Below are 16,797 nucleotides of genomic sequence, written 5' to 3' on the forward strand. Positions count from 1 at the left end.
ACGGCAGTTCCTCGGCTTCCGACGTGTGTGGCGGAGCGGATAGTTCCGCAGCGTACGATGACATGCCCTATACGAGGGGTGTGCCGTGGACCGAGCAGATGTCGGCGCGCTGGTTCAGTCCGCCGTAGACGGCGACGCAGCGGCGTGGAAGGCGCTGGTGGAAGCACTGAGCCCACTGGTGTGGTCCGTGGTGCGGGCGCACCGGCTCCCCGACGCCGACGGGCACGAGGTCTATCAGACCGTGTGGTTCCGCTTCGCCCAGCACCTGGGGAGGATCCCGGAACCAGAGAAGGCGGGGGTGTGGCTGGCGAGCACAGCGCGGCATGAGTGCCTGAAGGTACTCAAGAGCTCAAGACGGCTGTCCCAGACAGACGGTCCGCAGCTCCCGGACTCGGGAAGTGAAGACCGCACGACCGAGCAGTCCTTCCTCGACTCCGAGGAGGCGGCAGCCGAGGCTGAGCGAAGCCGGATCATATGGCAGGAGTTCGAGGAACTCGGGGAGCGGTGCAGGCAGTTGCTGCGCGTGCTCATTGCCTCACCGCCGCCCAGCTACGCGGAGGTTTCCGCCGCACTGGGTATCCCCGTCGGCAGCATCGGGCCCATGCGCCAGCGCTGCCTGCGCCGCCTTCGAGCCCGTATCGAGGCCAGGGAAAACAGTGGGAGCGACAGTGCTGACGACGCTGCCGCTCCCGAGCAGTCCACACCACACTGCAACTTCTCGTTCCCTGGCCCCGCTGCCGGTCCCCGAAAGGTATTCATTGCCGGTCACGGGAGCCATTCGCATTCGGTTCCTCTTCATGGCACGCGCGTAGCCACGTTGCCAGCACCCTTCGAACTTCGGCAACTCAACGCCGACCTCGCCGAAATCTGGGAAGCCGAAGCCACCGAAGCGCCGGATGTCCCAGCTTCGCCAGACGACGAGTCTCAGGCCTCTACGGGCCGGTCGAGGTCGGACCGGGACGGAATCCGTGGTGGGTGGACAACCTCCGACGATGAAGCCGGGGACGTCGAGAACACCACGGAGCTGACGGGCGAGTTCACGATCGACTACGTCCCACCTGCCTGGTACATGCAGAACGCCCCGGGCACCGCGGGGCCGGCGTCGCAGGTGCCGGCGGTTGGTCCCACCACCCCGCCTGCGCAGTCGCAGTCGGACACCACTTCGGCGAGTCCTCCCCAGCCTCCTGTCACTCCGCCTTCGGACACCGGCCCCCCTGAGATCGGCTCGATGGAGCCGCGCTCCCTGGTCGCGGAGTTGGTCGAGCAGACCTCGCCCGGGCGAGTGGTACCGCTGCATGTGCAGATTGTCCATGGCAGTGAAAGGGGTGTGCAGTTGCGCTCCTTCATGCTCCCGCCCGGCGGGGCCCAGGTGATGGTCACCGTTCACGCTCCTGGCCTTGAGGCCATCGATGACCTGTACCAGGAGCTGCACCTGTGGCCCGGCCGGGACTCGGACGTGCTGCTGTTCCGGTTGAGGGCATCGAAGCCGGGGCTGCATGAGGTGACGGTGCGGGCGTTCCGGGGCGGCACCTTCCTGGGTGAAGTGACATGTCAGACGTCGGTTGGGCACGGAAGTGTCACAAGAGACGGCCCGCAACGCCATGCATCGCTGGCCTCCATGGCCTTCGACCCCGGGGAAGTCACTCTCCAGGTCCTGAAGGAGGACGGCGACGGCGCCTTCAGCTTCCAACTGATCAGCGAGACGTTCTACGCGCGGGAGATCGTCGACTTCCGGGCCGGCGACCCCCGCAAAGCCACCGAGGCCATATACGCCGAGCTGAGGAAAGCCGCGAAGGCCGCCGCGACGGGCGGCGGAGCATCGTGGCTGCCCGACCGTTTGGAGAGTCAAGGCGTAGAGCTGTGGAAATCCGTGGTCCCGCAGCGCATCCAGAGCCAATTCTGGGAAGAGTCCGACCATGTCACGGCCTTCACCGTCCTGGGGGAGCACGACATCGTCCCCTGGGAACTGCTGTATCCGTTGAACGCGGGATACGAGAACAGAGGCTTCCTGGCGGAGTGGCTTCCCGTGGTGCGGCGGGTGCACGGGCAGGACCGAGTCCGCAGCCTGCGTCTGCCGGACGTGGCGTTCGTGGTTCCTCCCGGCTCTCCAGACGACGCGGGCGAGGAAGTGAGATCCCTTCGTGCCCGCTTGGGAACAGCCGTATCCGACGCCGGGGTGTTGACCGAGCGGGCGGCCCTTACCGCGCTGATCAAGGGCGGCCACGCCGGCCTGCTCCACTTCGCCTGCCACAACGCTTTCACGGGCACCGGCTCGTGCGTGACCATGGCTGACGGACCGTTCGACCCCATCGACCTCGCGTCGGCCGCACAACTGCGAACCCTGCGCACCCATCGCCCTCTCGTGTTCTTCAACGCCTGCAGAAGCGCCGGGGAGATCGACTGGTTCGGCGAGAGCCTGGGGTGGGCCCCCCAGTTCCTGACCGCGGGCGCGGGCGCTTTCGTCGGCACCCTCTGGCCCGTACGGTCACGATCCGCGCTGCAGTTCGCCGAAACCTTCTACGACCAGTTGATCACCCACCGGCAGCCACTCGGCAAGGCTTCGCTCACAGCCCGGCGGACCACCCACGACCTGCACGGAGGCGATCCGACATGGCTGGCGTACGCCGTGTACGGCAGTCCCGCAGCGACCGTGCACATCAGCGCATAAAGGAGTAGCACGTGAAGGATCCGGTCTTCGTCATCCACGGCGTCGCCAATCGTGACCGGGACGAGTTCACCGCGGCCGTCTCGGCACTTGCTGCGGCGGCCGGAGTCGACATGGTCCCGGTGCACTGGGGTGACCTGGGTGCGCAGGACCGGTTCATCGACGCCACACTGCCCGTCTACCGCACTGATACGGACACCTTGCGTGACGGCGAGGCACCGGAGCCCGTCATGGCCAAGCACTTTGCCGCTGCCCTGTTAACCGAGACGATCGACGAAGTGCGGCAGCTGTCGCTGCTCGATGCCGCCGTCCGCGAACAGCTGAGCGCAGGGAACGACGCGCAGGACGAGGGGCTGCGAGATAGCGGCCGCGACAAGCTCGATCCCGACGAGATCCTTGAGTACGTGAGGGAGGCGTGGGCCGACACCGAGTGGCTCTGCCGTACCGACGACGCGCAGTTGCTGCTTGAGACCGGGCGCTCTCTGGCACGGTCACTCTTGGATGAAACCGATCCCGACTACGACGACTCGTATCACGGACTGCGCGGCGGAGGAACCGATCTTCACAGCCGCGTCCGTTCCCTGGTGCGGCGTCGGCTGAAGGACCTGGACCGTGTCGCGGGCGCAGCCGTTCAGGCGGTGGGGGCACGGCTGAACCACGCCGTACGCAGCCGGTTCGGGCCCGGCACCACACGCTTCCTCGGCGACGTGCTCGTCTACCAACGCCACCGGGACGCTGTTCACGCCCGCGTACGGCAGGTCATCGACGAAGTACACCCCGAACTCGGGCGTAGCTCCGCCCGACCGGTGCGCATCGTGGCCCACAGCCTGGGTGGCGTCATCGCCGTTGACATGGCCACCGCCACCGCACCCTTGTGGACCGAATCCCTGATCACGTTCGGCTCCCAGGCTGCCTTCTTCCATGTGTGCGATCCCAGAGGAGGGCAACTGACCCCCTACGGAGGCAGCACGCCCGTGCATCTGCCGGCTTCCCTGAACCGCTGGACCAACCTCTGGGAGCCACTGGACATTCTGGCCTTCGCCGCTTCCAAGGTGTTCCAGCTGCACGACGGAACCGCTCCGGTGGACCTCCCCGTAAGCCATCAGGCCAGCACGGGCATGTGGACCCACTCGGCGTACTGGAACCTTCCTCACGTCGCCACAGTCATCGGCGACGTCATGCGTCAGAATCGGCCGCTGGAGAACCAGTGAGCACGTGAAGCCTGACAGAGCGAAACCCTGTTGATCGGGGCAGGGCAGGCAGCAGACACCACCGCTGCAGGCGGCCGCTTGTATCCCTGCCCTGAGCTGACGACGAAGCCACTGACGCGCACGTGGATGAGGGCCGCGAACAGCGTCTTACCAGGAGCGTGAAGGCAGAGCCTTCAATGCTCTGCTGCGTACAGGCTGAACCTCTCTCACCAGGTCATTTTTGGGCACAGTGATGTTTCCGCCACTGGAAGAACCGGTCAGCGGTGTTGGTGATGACGCCGTCGACGCCCCACGACGTCGCGGTCCGCCATTTGCTGTCGCCGTCGACCGTCCACACGAACGTCTGCACACCGGCCGCGTGGAGTCGGCGCACCGCGTCGGGGTGCGCCTTGAGGCTGTTGAAGTTCACCGCGTAGGCGGCCAGGGAGAACTTCCGCGCCGTCGCCACGGGGTCCGCGTCGACCCTGTCCCGGAGCAGGGCCGGCTTGATCTTGTACGGTGAGGCCGCCGCGTGCAGGACGATGTTCTCGTCGAAGGACTGGACCACGGTGCGTTCGGTCATTCCGGACTCGGAGACCAGGCGCAGGACCTGGTCGACCGCCGCGGGCGTCTGCGGCCCCTTGATCTCCAGGAGGAACCGGACCGGAAGCGCCTTGACGGCGGACAGCGCCTGACGCAGCGTCGGGACGTGCCCGCCGCCCTTCACCGTCAGCCGGGACACCTCCTGCGCGGTGAGCTGATCGATGCGGCCGGTTCCGTCGGTCGTGCGGTCCACGGTGGCGTCGTGCATGATGACCGGCTCGCCGTCCTCGGTGACCTGCACATCGGTTTCCACGTAGTCGGCTCCGTGAGCCGCCGCCGCTTGAAAGGAGGCGATCGTGTTCTCCGGCGCGCGCCGCGGAGAGCCGCGGTGCCCGATGACACGGGTGCCGGAGCAGTCGACGGCGGGGCTCTTCTGCGGCGCGTGAGCCGCGGGTGTCCCGGGCGTCCGGCCGGTCAGTGCGGAGACGCACGCGGTCGCGACCGCGGCCGTCGTCACCATGAGTGGCAGCACGTATCTCCGACGCGCTGTCGGACGGGCCGAACCGGGCGTGCCGCGCCGTCCCATGTACGCAATCCCCCCGTGGAAGCCCATTGAGTTGAGCGAAGCGATGAACCCGGCGATCTTACTCGACGGTTCGTGGACGGCCGGTCCGGTTCCAGTGCGGTACGCGAGATGGATCACAGAACGACCGGATGGCGGCGGGTCACAGTGCGGCCGTCGCTCCTGGACACGGCGCCTTTTCGCGCTCTGCGCGCCGATCCGGTTACCGTCCGTTATGAGGGCAAGTTCCCTTATGGTCGTTTTTCGGCTCGCCTTTGTGGCAAGTCTTGTTCCTGTAGCTGGTCCTGGCCCATCGCCGTGCCAGACCCTGGCCCCAGGGCCGCCGCGGTCGCCCTCTCGGCCCGTCCTCGCGGTCCTGCGGCCGGGCCCTGACCGGCAACGGCCGGCCCCTCTGCGGCCGACCCACCGGTCCGCCGTACGAGACGCAGCAGACACGCACGCCTCGTACTACGGCGGGCCCGCCCCTGTCCCCGTCGAAAGGTAGGCGAGCGAACTCTTGTCGGCTGCCACAGTTGCCGCTTCGCGCTTCACCCCCGCCCCCAAGCCCTCCGACGCCACCGTCACCGACCCGGCACTCGTCAAGCGTGCCGTACAGGCCGCCGCGCTCGGCAACGCCATGGAGTGGTTCGACTTCGGTGTCTACAGCTACATCGCGGTCACGCTGGGCAAGGTGTTCTTCCCGTCCGGCAACTCCACCGCGCAGTTGCTGTCCACCTTCGGCGCGTTCGCCGCGGCCTTCCTGGTCCGTCCGCTCGGCGGCATGGTCTTCGGGCCGCTCGGCGACCGCGTCGGGCGGCAGAAGGTGCTCGCCGTCACCATGATCATGATGGCGATCGGCACGTTCTCGATCGGTCTGATCCCGTCCTACGCGGCGATCGGCGTCGGCGCGCCGGTCCTGCTGCTCGTGGCCCGGCTGGTGCAGGGCTTCTCGACCGGTGGCGAGTACGCGGGCGCGTCCACGTTCATCGCCGAGTACGCGCCGGACAAGAGGCGCGGCTTCCTCGGGAGCTGGCTCGAGTTCGGCACGCTCGCCGGTTACATCGGCGGCGCGGGCCTGGTCACCCTGATGACGGCCCTGCTGTCCTCCGAGGACCTGGTGTCCTGGGGCTGGCGGATCCCGTTCCTGATCGCCGGCCCGATGGGCGTCATCGGCCTCTACCTGCGGCTGCGCCTGGAGGAGACCCCCGCCTTCGCGGCCGAGGTGGAGAAGGCCGAGGCCGCCCGGCCCAAGGTGCCGCTGCGCGAGATGATCGCCGGCCAGTGGAAGGCGCTGCTGCTGTGCATGGGGCTGGTGCTCGTCTTCAACGTCACCGACTACATGCTGCTGTCGTACATGCCGAGCTATCTGACCAGTGAGCTGAAGTACGACGAGACGCACGGGCTGCTGGTCGTGCTCGCCGTGATGGCGCTGATGATGATCGTGCAGCCGTTCGTGGGCGCGCTGACCGACCGGGTCGGCCGCCGTCCGGTGATCGCGGCGGGGTGCGCGGGCTTTCTGTTCCTGTCCGTCCCCGCGATCCTGCTGATCCGCCAGGGCAGCCTGCTCGCGGTCGCGCTCGGCATGGGCGCGCTGGGTCTGCTGCTGGTCTGCTTCACGGCTGCCATGCCGTCCGCCCTGCCGGCCCTCTTCCCGACCCGGGTCCGCTACGGCTCGCTGTCGATCGGCTTCAACGTCTCGGTGTCGCTGTTCGGCGGCACGACCCCGCTGGTGGTCACGGCGCTGATCGGCGCGACCGGGAACATGATGATGCCCGCCTACTACATGATGGCGGCGGCCGTGATCGGCGGTGCCGCGGTGTGGTTCATGACCGAGTCGGCGGGCCGCCCGCTGCCGGGTTCGGCACCGTCGCTGGAGCGCGGCGCGAAGCGCTGATCCGGTCCACCTGAGCCGACTCCCGGGTGACGTGCCGCTCGACCGTGCGGCACGTCACCCGACTGGTGGAAATCGGCTGACACGCCACCCTGCCCTGGCTATATTCGTTAGGGAGCCTAGTTAGGTGATCTAACCAGCCATATGAAAGGCATGGTGCATGAGCACAGCGCAACAGCTCTGGGACGACGTCGACGCCTACTTCACGGACCTGCTCGCCCCCGAGGACGAGGCGCTCACCGCGGCCCTGCGGGACAGCGACGACGCGGGACTGCCGCACATCAACGTGGCGCCGAACCAGGGCAAGCTGCTCCAGCTCCTGGCCCGGATCCAGGGCGCCCGCCACATCCTGGAGATCGGCACGCTCGGCGGGTACAGCACGATCTGGCTGGGCCGCGCCCTGCCCGCGGACGGCCGGCTGATCACGCTGGAGTACCAGGCCAAGCACGCGGAGGTCGCCCGCCGGAACCTGGAACGGGCGGGCCTCGCCGGGATCACGGAGGTGCGCGTCGGTCCGGCGCTGGAGTCGCTGCCCAAGCTGGCCGAGGAGCAGCGCGAGCCGTTCGACCTGGTGTTCATCGACGCGGACAAGGTCAACAACGCGCACTACGTCGAGTGGGCGCTGAAGCTGACCCGCCCCGGCAGCCTGATCGTCCTCGACAACGTGGTGCGCGGCGGCCAGGTCACCGACGCGGGCAGCGAGGACCCGAGCGTGCGGGGGACCCGGGCCGCGCTGGAACTGATGGCCTCGAACCCGAAGTTGAGCGCGACGGCGGTGCAGACGGTGGGCAGCAAGGGGCACGACGGGTTCGCGCTGGCCCGGGTGGTGGGCTGACCACCCGGGCGGCCCTCAGGCCTCCTGGTAGAAGCCCACGTTGACGCTGCGCGGGGCGGCGCGGTCCTGGATGACCAGCTCACCGGGGGCGCCCTGCGGGAGCTCGACCGCCCCGCCGTAGGGCAGGGGCTGCGCGGGGTGCCCGGCGAGGGTGAGCAGGACCTCTGAGGAGGGGTCGGGCTGGGAGCCGCGCAGCCAGGTGACCTGCCAGACACCGTCGGGGCCGCACTGGAACTCCAGATGGACGCGGGAGACGAACAGCCAGTCGTCGGGGGTCGCCAGCCGGCACACGGACCTGTCCCGGCCCACCCGCAGCACGGTGCCCGGGTCGCTGGGCGCGTCGGCCATCTGCATGCCGGCCGTCGCCCCGGCGTCCGCCGCGGAAACCGAGGCCATGGTGAGTTCGAGCACGTGCGCTCCTTCTGGTGCGGCGGTTCAAGTGTGCTGCGGTCCGGCCCGATTGGCGTGCCGCGCCGGAATGATAATTCGCCCGATCGCCCCGCCGGGTGACGTCGCGCACAATGAACCCATGACCGAGCGCAAGCCACCTGGTGTCAGCTTCGAGTCGTTCGCCGACAAGCAGATCCGTGACGCCCAGGCACGAGGAGAGTTCTCGAACCTCGCCGGCGCGGGAGAGCCGTCACCGGCCGTCAGTGACACGGCGTACGACGAGCTGTGGTGGATCAAGCGCAAGATGGCCCGCGAGGGGATCTCGGTCCTGCCGCCGACACTGGCCCTGCGCAAGGAGGCGGAGGACACGCTGGCGGCGGCCGCTCAGGCACCGTCGGAGCGGGTGGCACGGCGACTGGTCGAGCAGCTGAACGTGAAGATCCGCGACATGATGTTCAAGCCGCCGCCGGGCCCGCCGCTGGGCCTGAAGCCGTACGACGTGGAGGCGGTCGTCGAGGAGTGGCGTGAACGCCACGGGGGTCGCTCGGGAGCAGGCTGAGCGCCCGGGAGACGGGCCGGGGAAGGCGCAGGCCGACCACAGCGGCCGTCGGGAAGCCGACCACAGCGGCCGTCGAGCCGAGCGGCCGCGGGACCGACGCAGTGACACGGCGAGCGGGGCCGACCCGGAGGTGTCGTCCGGGTCGGCCCCGCTCGCCGGGGGCCGCTCGCACTCCGGGCGGGCCCGCTCGCCGGGGAGTCGCTCACATGTTCAGCAGCCGCTCCGCCGTCGCCCGGTAGTCCCGGAGCGCCAGTCGCAGCTGTTCCGTGTCGCCCGTCGGGTGGGCGGTGTCGCCCGTTTCCTGCCAGGACGCCTTCAGGGTCCGGCGCCGTGAGGACACGGCCTCCGCGAGGCGCGAGGCGACCTCCTGGACCACCTGGTCCGCCTCCTCCACGGCCTCCTTGGGCCGGTCGACGAACCTGCCGACCGCGTGCTGCAACCGCAGCTCGAACTTGTCGCACTCGTCGCGCGGCAGCAGCCGGGGCTCCCGCGAGGAGCCCGCCGCGGACGGCCGGGACTCGCCGGTATCGGGCCGGAACTCCGCCGCCGGCCGGGGCTCACCCGTCCCGGGCCGGTACTCGCCCGCGACCCGGGACTCCCCTGCCTCCGGCCGGAACTCCGCGCCCGACCGGCGCTCACCCGTCTCGGGCCGGAACTCCGCCGCCGATCGGGGCTCTCCGGTGTCGGGCCGACGCCCCGTCGCTTCCGGGCGTTCAGCGGCGCCGCCCGGTGTCCATTCCGTCATCGCCCTCAACTCCCCTTCACATGCTGCCTGTGGAACGCCCACGGCAGACGGGACTGCCCGGCGTTGCCGGCGGCGTGCCGGGGCGTCTTCTCCGTGGGGCCGGCCGACTGCCGGCGCGGGGGTGCCACCAGGTCCTCGAAGAGCGCACGCGCCTCCAGCATGGCTTCGCGCATCTCCTCCGTGTCCGAGCCGTCCGCGGAGACGCCGGTGTCCGGGGCGTGGGCGGCCCGGTGCAGCCGGCGGTAGCCGTGGACGTGATGGGCGTGGTGCACGGACAGCGCGTCGAGCTGCTCCTCGTAGCGCGCGCCGTCCGGGAACCCCCGCACGCCCGCCAGCTCGGCGAGCAGGCGGTCCGCCTCGGCCACCGCCTCACCCGGGGAGTCGACGAAGCGCTCCTGCGCGGCGGTCCAGCGCGCCGCGTACCGTTCGCGCTCGGCCGGCTCCAGCGGGTGCTCGTTCAACGCGCCGTACTTGTTCAGCCGCTCGGTCAGTTCGCGCTCCGCGGCCTTGGTGTCGCCGTCGTGCCGGGCCACGGTCCGCTCGTACTCCGGTCCGAAGCGGCGCTTCAGGCTCCGACCGCCGACCGCGCCCCGGGCCTTCGGGGACACGGCGGCAGCGCCCGCGAGGGCGGCCGCCACGATCACGATCACGATCAGAGCGATGATCCAGCCTGTGGACATGGGTGCCTTCCGGGATTGCCTTCAGGTCTTACGGCCCGGCGGGCCGTCTCCCGCCCGGGTTGCCCGGACGGCCGCGCCCAAACGAGCCGCCCGGCCCCGTGCCGCCGCAAGGCCCGGGAGGGGCGCACGTAATTCGTTTGCGTGCCCCTCCCGGGCCCTTTGGAGAATGTGCCGCATGAGCTGGACCATCGCCCCGGAACCCTTCGACTCCCCGGTCGCCGCCGCGCTGTGGCGGGCGTACTACACGGAGGTCAGCGACCGCTGGTATCTGCTGCACGAGGGGCGTCGCACGGAGCCTGGCGAGCTGGAGCGCGAGATCGCCGCCGACAGGGGCGACTACCTGGCGCCGCCCGGCGGTGTGCTGCTGGTGGCCCGTCATGACGGCCGCCCGGCGGGCATGGCGGGCGTACGCCTGATGGATCCGGCGACTGCCGAGCTCAAGCGGGTCTTCGTGCACCCGGACGTGCGTGGCAAGGGCGGCGCCCCGCTCCTGGTGACCGCCGCCGAGGACGCGGCCCGCGCACTGGGCGCCGGACGGATGGTGCTCGACACCCGCAACGATCTGGTGGAGGCCCGCGCCCTGTACGCGCGTCTGGGATACGAGGAGACAGCGCCGTACAACGACAACGACTACGCCGAGCACTGGTTCGCCAAGCAGCTGACCTGAGCAAGCCGCCCTAGACGGCCCGGCCGAGCTGTCGCGGCGTCGTCGAGCCGTTGTGCGGGCGTTCCGCGTCCGAGCCGCACAGTTCCGCGTTCAGTTCCTGGACCAGCTTGATCAGGTCGGTCGGACGGTCGGGGCCCCACCAGTCGCCGAGCAGTTCGGCCAGGGACTCCTCACGCGCCTCGGCGAGACGGTCGGCGACCTCGCGCCCCTGTTCGGTCAGCACCAGGTCGAGCCCTTCGCGCACGCCGAGGCGCCGCTCCTCCACCTGCCGCGCGGCGGCGATGATGACGGGCAGCGGAACCGAGCTGCGCTCCGCGAGCAGCGCCGGCTCGGCCCAGCCGTGCTTCTTGATCCGCAGCAGCAGCCAACTCGTCGCGGGCAGCAGGTCGTACCCGGCCCGCCTGGTGATCTTCTCGTAGATCTGCCGGCGGCCCTCCCGGGAGCCGAGCAGGGACAGCGCGCGACCGGCCTCCTCGTACGACGAGCGGTGCACCGGGTTGCTCGCCAGGGTCTCCGACACGTCCGGTGCCGTGACCGAGCCGCGCAGCTTGTCCTCGCGCAGGAACCAGGCCAGGACGAAGCCGAGCAGGGCGACCGGGGCCGCGTAGAGGAAGACGTCGGTGATGGAGGAGGAGAACGCGTGCAGCACGGAGGGCCGGACGGTGGGCGGCAGGGCCGCGATTCCGCGCGGGTCGGCCTTCAGGGCGGCCGGGGTGACGCCCGGCGGGAGCGGATGCCCGGCGAGCGCGGCCACGAGCTTGTCGGCGAGGCGGCCCGCGAAGATCGTGCCGAAGACGGCCACACCGAACGAGGCGCCGATGGAGCGGAAGAAGGTGGCGCCGGAGGTGGCGACGCCCAGGTCCTCGTAGGCGACGGCGTTCTGCACGATCAGCACCAGCACCTGCATGACGAGGCCGAGGCCGAGGCCGAAGACGAAGAAGTAGCCGCTCATCTCCGCGGTGCTGCTGTTCTCGGTGAGCCGGTGCAGCAGGAGCAAACCGATGGTGGTGACGGCGGTGCCCGCGATCGGGAACACCTTCCAGCGGCCGGTGCGGCTGACGATCTGGCCGGAGGCGGTGGAGGACAGCAGCATGCCGGCCACCATCGGCAGCATGTGCACACCGGACAGGGTGGGGCTGATGCCGTGGACGATCTGCAGGAACGTCGGCAGGTACGTCATCGCGCCGAACATCGCGAAGCCGACGATGAAGCTGATGACGGCGGAGAGCGTGAAGGTGCGGACGCGGAAGAGCTTCAGCGGAAGGACGGGTTCGGCGGCACGGCGTTCGACGAGGAGGAACGCCACGAGCAGCACGGCACCGAGGGCGGCCAGGCCGGCGATCTGCGGTGAGCCCCAGGCCCAGGTGGTGCCGCCGAGCGAGGCGACGAGGACCAGGCAGGTGGCGACGGAGGCGATGAGGAGGGTGCCGAGGTAGTCGATGACGTGCCGTTCGGCCTTCCGTGGGATGTGCAGGGCCGTGGCGATCACGGCGAGGGCGACCGCACCGACGGGCAGGTTGACGTAGAAGACCCAGCGCCAGCTGAGGTGCTGGGTGAACAGGCCGCCGAGCAGCGGGCCGAGGACGCTGGTCGCACCGAAGACGGCACCGAAGAGGCCCTGGTAACGGCCCCGTTCCCGGGGCGGGACGATGTCGCCGACGATCGCCATCGACAGCACGATGAGCCCACCGCCGCCGAGCCCCTGCAGGGCGCGGAACCCGATCAGCTCGGGCATGTTGCGCGCCATGCCGCACAGCGCGGAGCCGATCAGGAAGAGCACGATCGCGGCCTGGAACAGCTTCTTGCGCCCGTACTGGTCGCCGAGCTTGCCCCACAGGGGCGTGGCCGCGGTGGAGGCGAGCAGATAGGCGGTGACCACCCAGGACAGATGCTCCAGACCGCCGAGGTCGCTGACGATGGTGGGCAGCGCGGTGGAGACGATCGTCTGGTCGAGGGCGGCCAGCAGCATGCCGAGCAGCAGTGCGCCGATGGACACGAGGACGCCGCCGTGCACGCCGTCGTCGCCGGGCGCGTGGCGTGCGGCGACGGAGCCGCCGGTGCCCGCACCGGTCCCGGTACCGGGTATGGCCCCTTCCGTGGGACGCGTGTCCTCCCCCGCCGCCCTGCCCTGGGTGTCATCGGTCATGAAGGCCTCCCGTGGACGGTCGTACGACCTCCGTGCGCTGTCGTCCATCGTGCACTCTCATCGTGGTGGGTGTGACCTGTTATGGCCTGTTGAGTCCTGATGGGAGGGAGGAATTCCGGGGGCTGCCGGGAGATTCCGTGAGGGAGATCTGCATAATTTCTGGAATTCGGCGGGGAGGGGACCCACGCGTGAACGGACCGAACGGACGGGCCTGTCCGGAGTGCGCGGCACCGCGACGAGGGGACGGCACACCGTCGTGCGGATGCACCCGGCGGGCGGCCGAGGCACTCCAGGAGGCGCGCACGGCGGAGGCGGCAGCGGCGGAGGACTTCGATCCGCTGCGCATCAGGCCGTATGTGGAGCTGGGGGACGAGACGGTACGGCTGGGCGCGGTACCGGACGAGCCGGACGCGACGGTGCGGCTGGGCGCCGTACCGGACGAGCCGGACGCGACGGTGCGGTCGGCTGCCGTACCGGACGTGACGACGGCTCTGCCGGCCGTGCCCGACGTGGAGGACCGGGCGGCCGCCGTGCCCGCGGACGCCGAGCCGCGGCCCCGGCGCCTGCGGCGCACCGTCCTGCTGGCCACCGGGGGTGCGATGGTCGCGGTCGTGGCGGCGGCGGGTTACGCGAGCGGGCTGTTCTCCTACGACCCTCCGAAGCGGGACGGTGCGTTGCCGCAGGAGATACGGGCGAGCGTGCCGGAGGCGTCGTCGCCGGCCGGTACGTCGGTGCCGGCCGCAACGGTGTCCGCGGCGGCGCCCCGGCCGAGCAGGAAGCCGTCGCCGAGTACGAGCCCGTCTCCGTCGCCGTCACCGTCGAGCCCGTCCCCCACGCCGTCCACGTCGCCGACCCCTAGCGGCACACCGACGACCGCACCGCCCACCACAACGGCGTCCCCGGGCACGCACGCCCAGCCCCGGCACAGCGCCTCCGCCCTGCGCACCGGCGACGAGGGCCCGGAGGTCAGGGAACTGCAGCTTCGCCTGCGTCAACTGGGCCTGTACCTGGGCCCCGCGAACGGCACCTACGACGCCCAGGTGGAGAGCGCGGTCCGCAACTACCAGACCAGCCGGGGCATCACACAGGACGAGCCGGGGGTGTACGGCGCGGCAACGAGAGCAAGGCTGGAATCGGAGACGACGCGGCCGTAGTCCACGGCTTCCGCCGCGAGGCCGGGCCCCGTCGTCGGAACTGCGGCGCGCGAGCGGACCGTCAGGCGAGGTGGAGCCGTATCGTGCCGTCCCCGGCGGTGTCCACCCGCACCCCGGTCAGGTCCGGCACCAGCGCGTCCGGTCCGTGCAGCCCCGCGCGGGGGCCGACCCCCACCACCCGCATCCCCGCGGCGCGTCCCGCCGCGATGCCCGCACCCGAGTCCTCGAAGACCACGCAGTCCTCCGGGGCCACGCCCAGGTCCGCGGCGCCTTTCAGGAAGCCCTCGGGGTCGGGCTTGCTCACACCGACCGACTCGGCGGTGATCCGTACCGGCGGCAGTTCCAGACCCGCCGCCGCCATCCGCGCGGTCGACAGGGCCACGTCGGCCGAGGTCACGAGCGCGTGCGGCAGCCCCCGCAGCGAGTGCAGGAACTCCCGGGCCCCGGGGATCGCCACGACTCCGTCCATGTCCGAGGTCTCCTCGGCGAGCATGCGGGCGTTGTCCGCCAGGTTCTGCTCGACGGGCCGGTCGGGCAGCAGCAGCGCCATCGAGGCGTGACCCTGCCGGCCGTGCACCACCTTCATCACCTCGTCGCCGTCCAGACCTTGCCGGTCGGCCCAGCGGCGCCAGATCCGCTCCACGACGGCGTCGGAGTTGACGAGGGTGCCGTCCATGTCCAGCAGGAGGGCGCGGGCGGTGAGCACGGTGGTGGCCGTCATCGGCAACTCCAAGACACGGCGGAGGGGCCGCACGTGCGGGCCCCGCGGGGACAAGGCGGCCCCGCCCGCCGGTCAGGGGAAACGGACGGGAGCCACTTTGTTCCTCCACGGTACAAAACCGTGCGGGATCCCGCCAGCGCTCCCACGAAGACGTCACCAGCCGTTCGCCGCCCGGCCACCCCCGCCGGGCCCGTCGACGTCACCGGGCCACGGCCTCGTACAGGCTCCACGCCCCGAGCGCCAGCATCACCAGCGCCGCGATCTTCGTGATCAGTCCCAGCGGCACCCGCTTCATCAGCGCCTTGCCGCCCACGATGCCGAGCCCCGCGACCGCCCACAGCCCCAGGACCGCGCCGAGGCCCACGGACAGCGGGTCGTCGTAGCGGGCCGCGAGGTTCGCCGTCATGATCTGGGTCAGGTCGCCGAACTCCGCGACCAGGATGAGCATGAAGCCCGTTCCGGCCACCTTCCAGAAGGACTGGTCCTCCGGCTTGCGGATCTCCTCCTCGTCGTCCCCCTTCTTCAGCAGCAGCATCGCCGCGCCGCCCAGGAAGAGCACACCCGTCAGCGCGTGCACGAGCCGCTGCGGCAGCAGGGTCAGCGCGCTGCCCGCCGCGACGGCGAGCACGACGTGCAGCGTGAAGGCGGCGGCGACGCCCGCGAAGACGTAGGAGGCGCGGTACCGAGTGCCGAGGACGAGTCCGGCGAGGGCCGTCTTGTCCGGCAGTTCGGCCAGGAAGATGACGCCGAAGACGAGCGCCAGGACGGTGATGCTGATCAAGGTTCCTCAATCGGTCGGGGCCGCCCCACCGAGAGTGCTGTGAACGCTTCGACACCTCGGCACGGCAGCACACGGATCGCCCACTGCCGTACGGCACGGGCGTGCACTGCTTGCCGAAGGTCTCGCTGGCCGACCCCTGACCGAGGTCCGCCTCCGGGCGCCGGCTCAGCGGAACTGAGCAGTGTGTCGACGGTCCGGCGAAGAGCTACTCCCCTTCTGCGCCGACCATCGTACGGGACGGGACAACCCACACCAAAGGACGCCGGTCACACCGCCGACTCCGCCACACCCCTTGTCGTGTCATGTTCGCGTCATTAGCTTCTTACCAAACACACACCTGGAGGCAACACGCCCCCGCGAGCATTCCCTCGCTCGCACCTCAACACCCCCACACGACAAGGAAGTTGGCATGTCCAAGGTCTACGCGCGTCGACGCGTCAGCATACTCGCCGCTCTTACCGGCCTCATAGCCTCCGTCGGCCTGTTCAACGGTCCGACCGCCTCCGCCGCACTCCCCACCCCGGTCAGCGCCGCCACCGCCCGCAGCTACCTCGCCACGCTCACGGTGGCCACCGAGAACCGCACCGGCTACAGCCGCGACCTCTTCCCGACCTGGATCACCATCAGCGGCACCTGCAACACACGCGAGTACATCCTCAAGCGCGACGGCTCCAACGTCGTCACCGACTCCTCCTGCGCCGCCACCAGCGGCAGCTGGTACTCCCCGTACGACGGTGCGACCTGGTACGCCGCCTCCGACGTCGACATCGACCACCTGGTCCCGCTCGCCGAGGCCTGGGACTCCGGCGCGAGCAAGTGGACGACGTCCCAGCGCCAGGCCTTCGCCAACGACATCACCCGTCCGCAGCTGCTCGCCGTCACCGACAACGTCAACCAGGCCAAGGGCGACCAGGACCCGGCCACCTGGGTTCCGTCCCGTTCGTCGTACGTCTGCACCTACGTCCGCGCCTGGGTGCAGGTGAAGTACTACTACGACCTCTCCGTCGACTCCGCCGAGAAGAGCGCGCTGCAGAACTACCTCGCGAGCTGCTGAGCCGCCTCGCGGGTCCCGAGCCCGGCCGGCCCGCCGACGCGCCCGGGACCGCGGAGCCACCACCCCGCCCCCGGCCGCGCCGCGCGGGCGGCCCGTGGTTCGGCGAACGGTCGGAACTGACGTACTGTCAAAAAACCATCTCTCGCCTGCGGTTGGAGTGACGCGATCGCGACAGGATGCGAAACGGATCAGCCATCGACCGGATGTTGAACTT

Annotated in this window: 15 protein-coding genes and 1 pseudogene; 9 read left to right on the forward strand and 7 right to left on the reverse strand. The window is 70.2% G+C overall.

Annotated features, from left to right (window positions below; genetic code table 11):
* Positions 1–85: 85 nt before the first annotated feature.
* From N8I84_RS42710 to N8I84_RS12980, 3 genes and pseudogenes are all read left to right on the forward strand, one after another.
* Positions 86–649 (forward strand): annotated as a pseudogene (locus tag N8I84_RS42710) (RNA polymerase sigma factor); the annotation flags it as partial.
* Positions 650–817: 168 nt separating this feature from the next.
* On the forward strand, positions 818–2,668 hold the full coding sequence (locus N8I84_RS12975) for an SCO5717 family growth-regulating ATPase (protein WP_313884343.1): 1,851 nt from the start codon (positions 818–820) through the stop codon (positions 2,666–2,668).
* 11 nt (positions 2,669–2,679) lie between these two features.
* Entirely contained in the window at positions 2,680–3,876 is a 1,197-nt protein-coding gene (locus N8I84_RS12980) for a hypothetical protein (protein WP_263229675.1), read from the forward strand.
* A 214-nt stretch (positions 3,877–4,090) separates the two neighbouring features.
* On the opposite strand, the gene N8I84_RS12985 is transcribed toward N8I84_RS12980, so the two are convergent.
* Positions 4,091–4,918, reverse strand: coding sequence for a glycerophosphodiester phosphodiesterase (locus tag N8I84_RS12985; RefSeq protein WP_263229676.1), 828 nt, complete (start codon positions 4,916–4,918; stop codon positions 4,091–4,093).
* Positions 4,919–5,477: 559 nt separating this feature from the next.
* On the opposite strand from N8I84_RS12985, the gene proP reads away from it, so the two are divergent.
* Entirely contained in the window at positions 5,478–6,854 is a 1,377-nt protein-coding gene (proP, locus tag N8I84_RS12990) for a glycine betaine/L-proline transporter ProP (protein WP_263229677.1), read from the forward strand.
* Between the two features lie 157 nt (positions 6,855–7,011).
* Positions 7,012–7,686 carry an O-methyltransferase gene (locus N8I84_RS12995; RefSeq protein WP_263229678.1) on the forward strand — a complete coding sequence of 225 codons (675 nt, stop codon included), beginning with the start codon at positions 7,012–7,014 and terminating at the stop codon, positions 7,684–7,686.
* Positions 7,687–7,701: 15 nt separating this feature from the next.
* On the opposite strand, the gene N8I84_RS13000 is transcribed toward N8I84_RS12995, so the two are convergent.
* Entirely contained in the window at positions 7,702–8,097 is a 396-nt protein-coding gene (locus N8I84_RS13000) for an FHA domain-containing protein (protein WP_263229679.1), read from the reverse strand.
* Between the two features lie 118 nt (positions 8,098–8,215).
* Here N8I84_RS13000 and N8I84_RS13005 point away from each other — a divergent pair, with 118 nt between their 5' ends.
* A complete protein-coding gene (locus N8I84_RS13005) occupies positions 8,216–8,635 on the forward strand; it encodes a DnaJ family domain-containing protein (RefSeq protein ID WP_263229680.1) in 420 nt (139 codons plus the stop codon).
* A 202-nt stretch (positions 8,636–8,837) separates the two neighbouring features.
* On the opposite strand, the gene N8I84_RS13010 is transcribed toward N8I84_RS13005, so the two are convergent.
* Entirely contained in the window at positions 8,838–9,380 is a 543-nt protein-coding gene (locus N8I84_RS13010) for a hypothetical protein (protein WP_263229681.1), read from the reverse strand.
* Between the two features lie 5 nt (positions 9,381–9,385).
* Entirely contained in the window at positions 9,386–10,060 is a 675-nt protein-coding gene (locus N8I84_RS13015; RefSeq protein ID WP_263229682.1) for a hypothetical protein, read from the reverse strand.
* Positions 10,061–10,235: 175 nt separating this feature from the next.
* On the opposite strand from N8I84_RS13015, the gene N8I84_RS13020 reads away from it, so the two are divergent.
* Positions 10,236–10,727 carry a GNAT family N-acetyltransferase gene (locus tag N8I84_RS13020; RefSeq protein ID WP_263229683.1) on the forward strand — a complete coding sequence of 164 codons (492 nt, stop codon included), beginning with the start codon at positions 10,236–10,238 and terminating at the stop codon, positions 10,725–10,727.
* Between the two features lie 10 nt (positions 10,728–10,737).
* Here the strand turns inward: N8I84_RS13020 and N8I84_RS13025 are convergent, their stop codons facing one another.
* Positions 10,738–12,873: an MDR family MFS transporter gene (locus N8I84_RS13025; RefSeq protein ID WP_263229684.1), complete on the reverse strand. Its 2,136-nt coding sequence runs from the start codon at positions 12,871–12,873 to the stop codon at positions 10,738–10,740.
* Between the two features lie 188 nt (positions 12,874–13,061).
* Between N8I84_RS13025 and N8I84_RS13030 the strand changes: the two genes are divergently transcribed.
* On the forward strand, positions 13,062–14,027 hold the full coding sequence (locus N8I84_RS13030) for a peptidoglycan-binding domain-containing protein (protein WP_263229685.1): 966 nt from the start codon (positions 13,062–13,064) through the stop codon (positions 14,025–14,027).
* Between the two features lie 61 nt (positions 14,028–14,088).
* On the opposite strand, the gene N8I84_RS13035 is transcribed toward N8I84_RS13030, so the two are convergent.
* Positions 14,089–14,748 (reverse strand): HAD-IA family hydrolase, encoded by a 660-nt coding sequence (locus N8I84_RS13035; protein ID WP_263229686.1) that lies wholly within the window; start codon positions 14,746–14,748, stop codon positions 14,089–14,091.
* 199 nt (positions 14,749–14,947) lie between these two features.
* Complete coding sequence (locus tag N8I84_RS13040) at positions 14,948–15,529, reverse strand: TMEM165/GDT1 family protein (RefSeq protein ID WP_263229687.1); 582 nt, start codon at positions 15,527–15,529, stop codon at positions 14,948–14,950.
* Positions 15,530–15,938: 409 nt separating this feature from the next.
* Here N8I84_RS13040 and N8I84_RS13045 point away from each other — a divergent pair, with 409 nt between their 5' ends.
* Positions 15,939–16,583, forward strand: coding sequence for an HNH endonuclease family protein (locus N8I84_RS13045; protein ID WP_263229688.1), 645 nt, complete (start codon positions 15,939–15,941; stop codon positions 16,581–16,583).
* The last annotated feature ends 214 nt before the right edge of the window (positions 16,584–16,797 follow it).

It is taken from the genome of Streptomyces cynarae, assembly GCF_025642135.1.
GTDB classification, from domain to species: domain Bacteria; phylum Actinomycetota; class Actinomycetes; order Streptomycetales; family Streptomycetaceae; genus Streptomyces; species Streptomyces cynarae.

What these genes read in the sequence shown, in the direction of transcription:
- N8I84_RS13045 (WP_263229688.1), top strand. Translation starts at nt 15,939, where the DNA reads ATGTCCAAGGTCTACGCGCGTCGACGCGTCAGCATACTCGCCGCTCTT.
- N8I84_RS13005 (WP_263229680.1), top strand. Translation starts at nt 8,216, where the DNA reads ATGACCGAGCGCAAGCCACCTGGTGTCAGCTTCGAGTCGTTCGCCGAC.
- N8I84_RS13020 (WP_263229683.1), top strand. Translation starts at nt 10,236, where the DNA reads ATGAGCTGGACCATCGCCCCGGAACCCTTCGACTCCCCGGTCGCCGCC.
- N8I84_RS13035 (WP_263229686.1), bottom strand. Translation starts at nt 14,748, where the DNA reads ATGACGGCCACCACCGTGCTCACCGCCCGCGCCCTCCTGCTGGACATG.
- N8I84_RS13015 (WP_263229682.1), bottom strand. Translation starts at nt 10,060, where the DNA reads ATGTCCACAGGCTGGATCATCGCTCTGATCGTGATCGTGATCGTGGCG.
- N8I84_RS12985 (WP_263229676.1), bottom strand. Translation starts at nt 4,918, where the DNA reads ATGGTGACGACGGCCGCGGTCGCGACCGCGTGCGTCTCCGCACTGACC.
- N8I84_RS13010 (WP_263229681.1), bottom strand. Translation starts at nt 9,380, where the DNA reads ATGACGGAATGGACACCGGGCGGCGCCGCTGAACGCCCGGAAGCGACG.
- N8I84_RS13025 (WP_263229684.1), bottom strand. Translation starts at nt 12,873, where the DNA reads ATGACCGATGACACCCAGGGCAGGGCGGCGGGGGAGGACACGCGTCCC.
- N8I84_RS12995 (WP_263229678.1), top strand. Translation starts at nt 7,012, where the DNA reads ATGAGCACAGCGCAACAGCTCTGGGACGACGTCGACGCCTACTTCACG.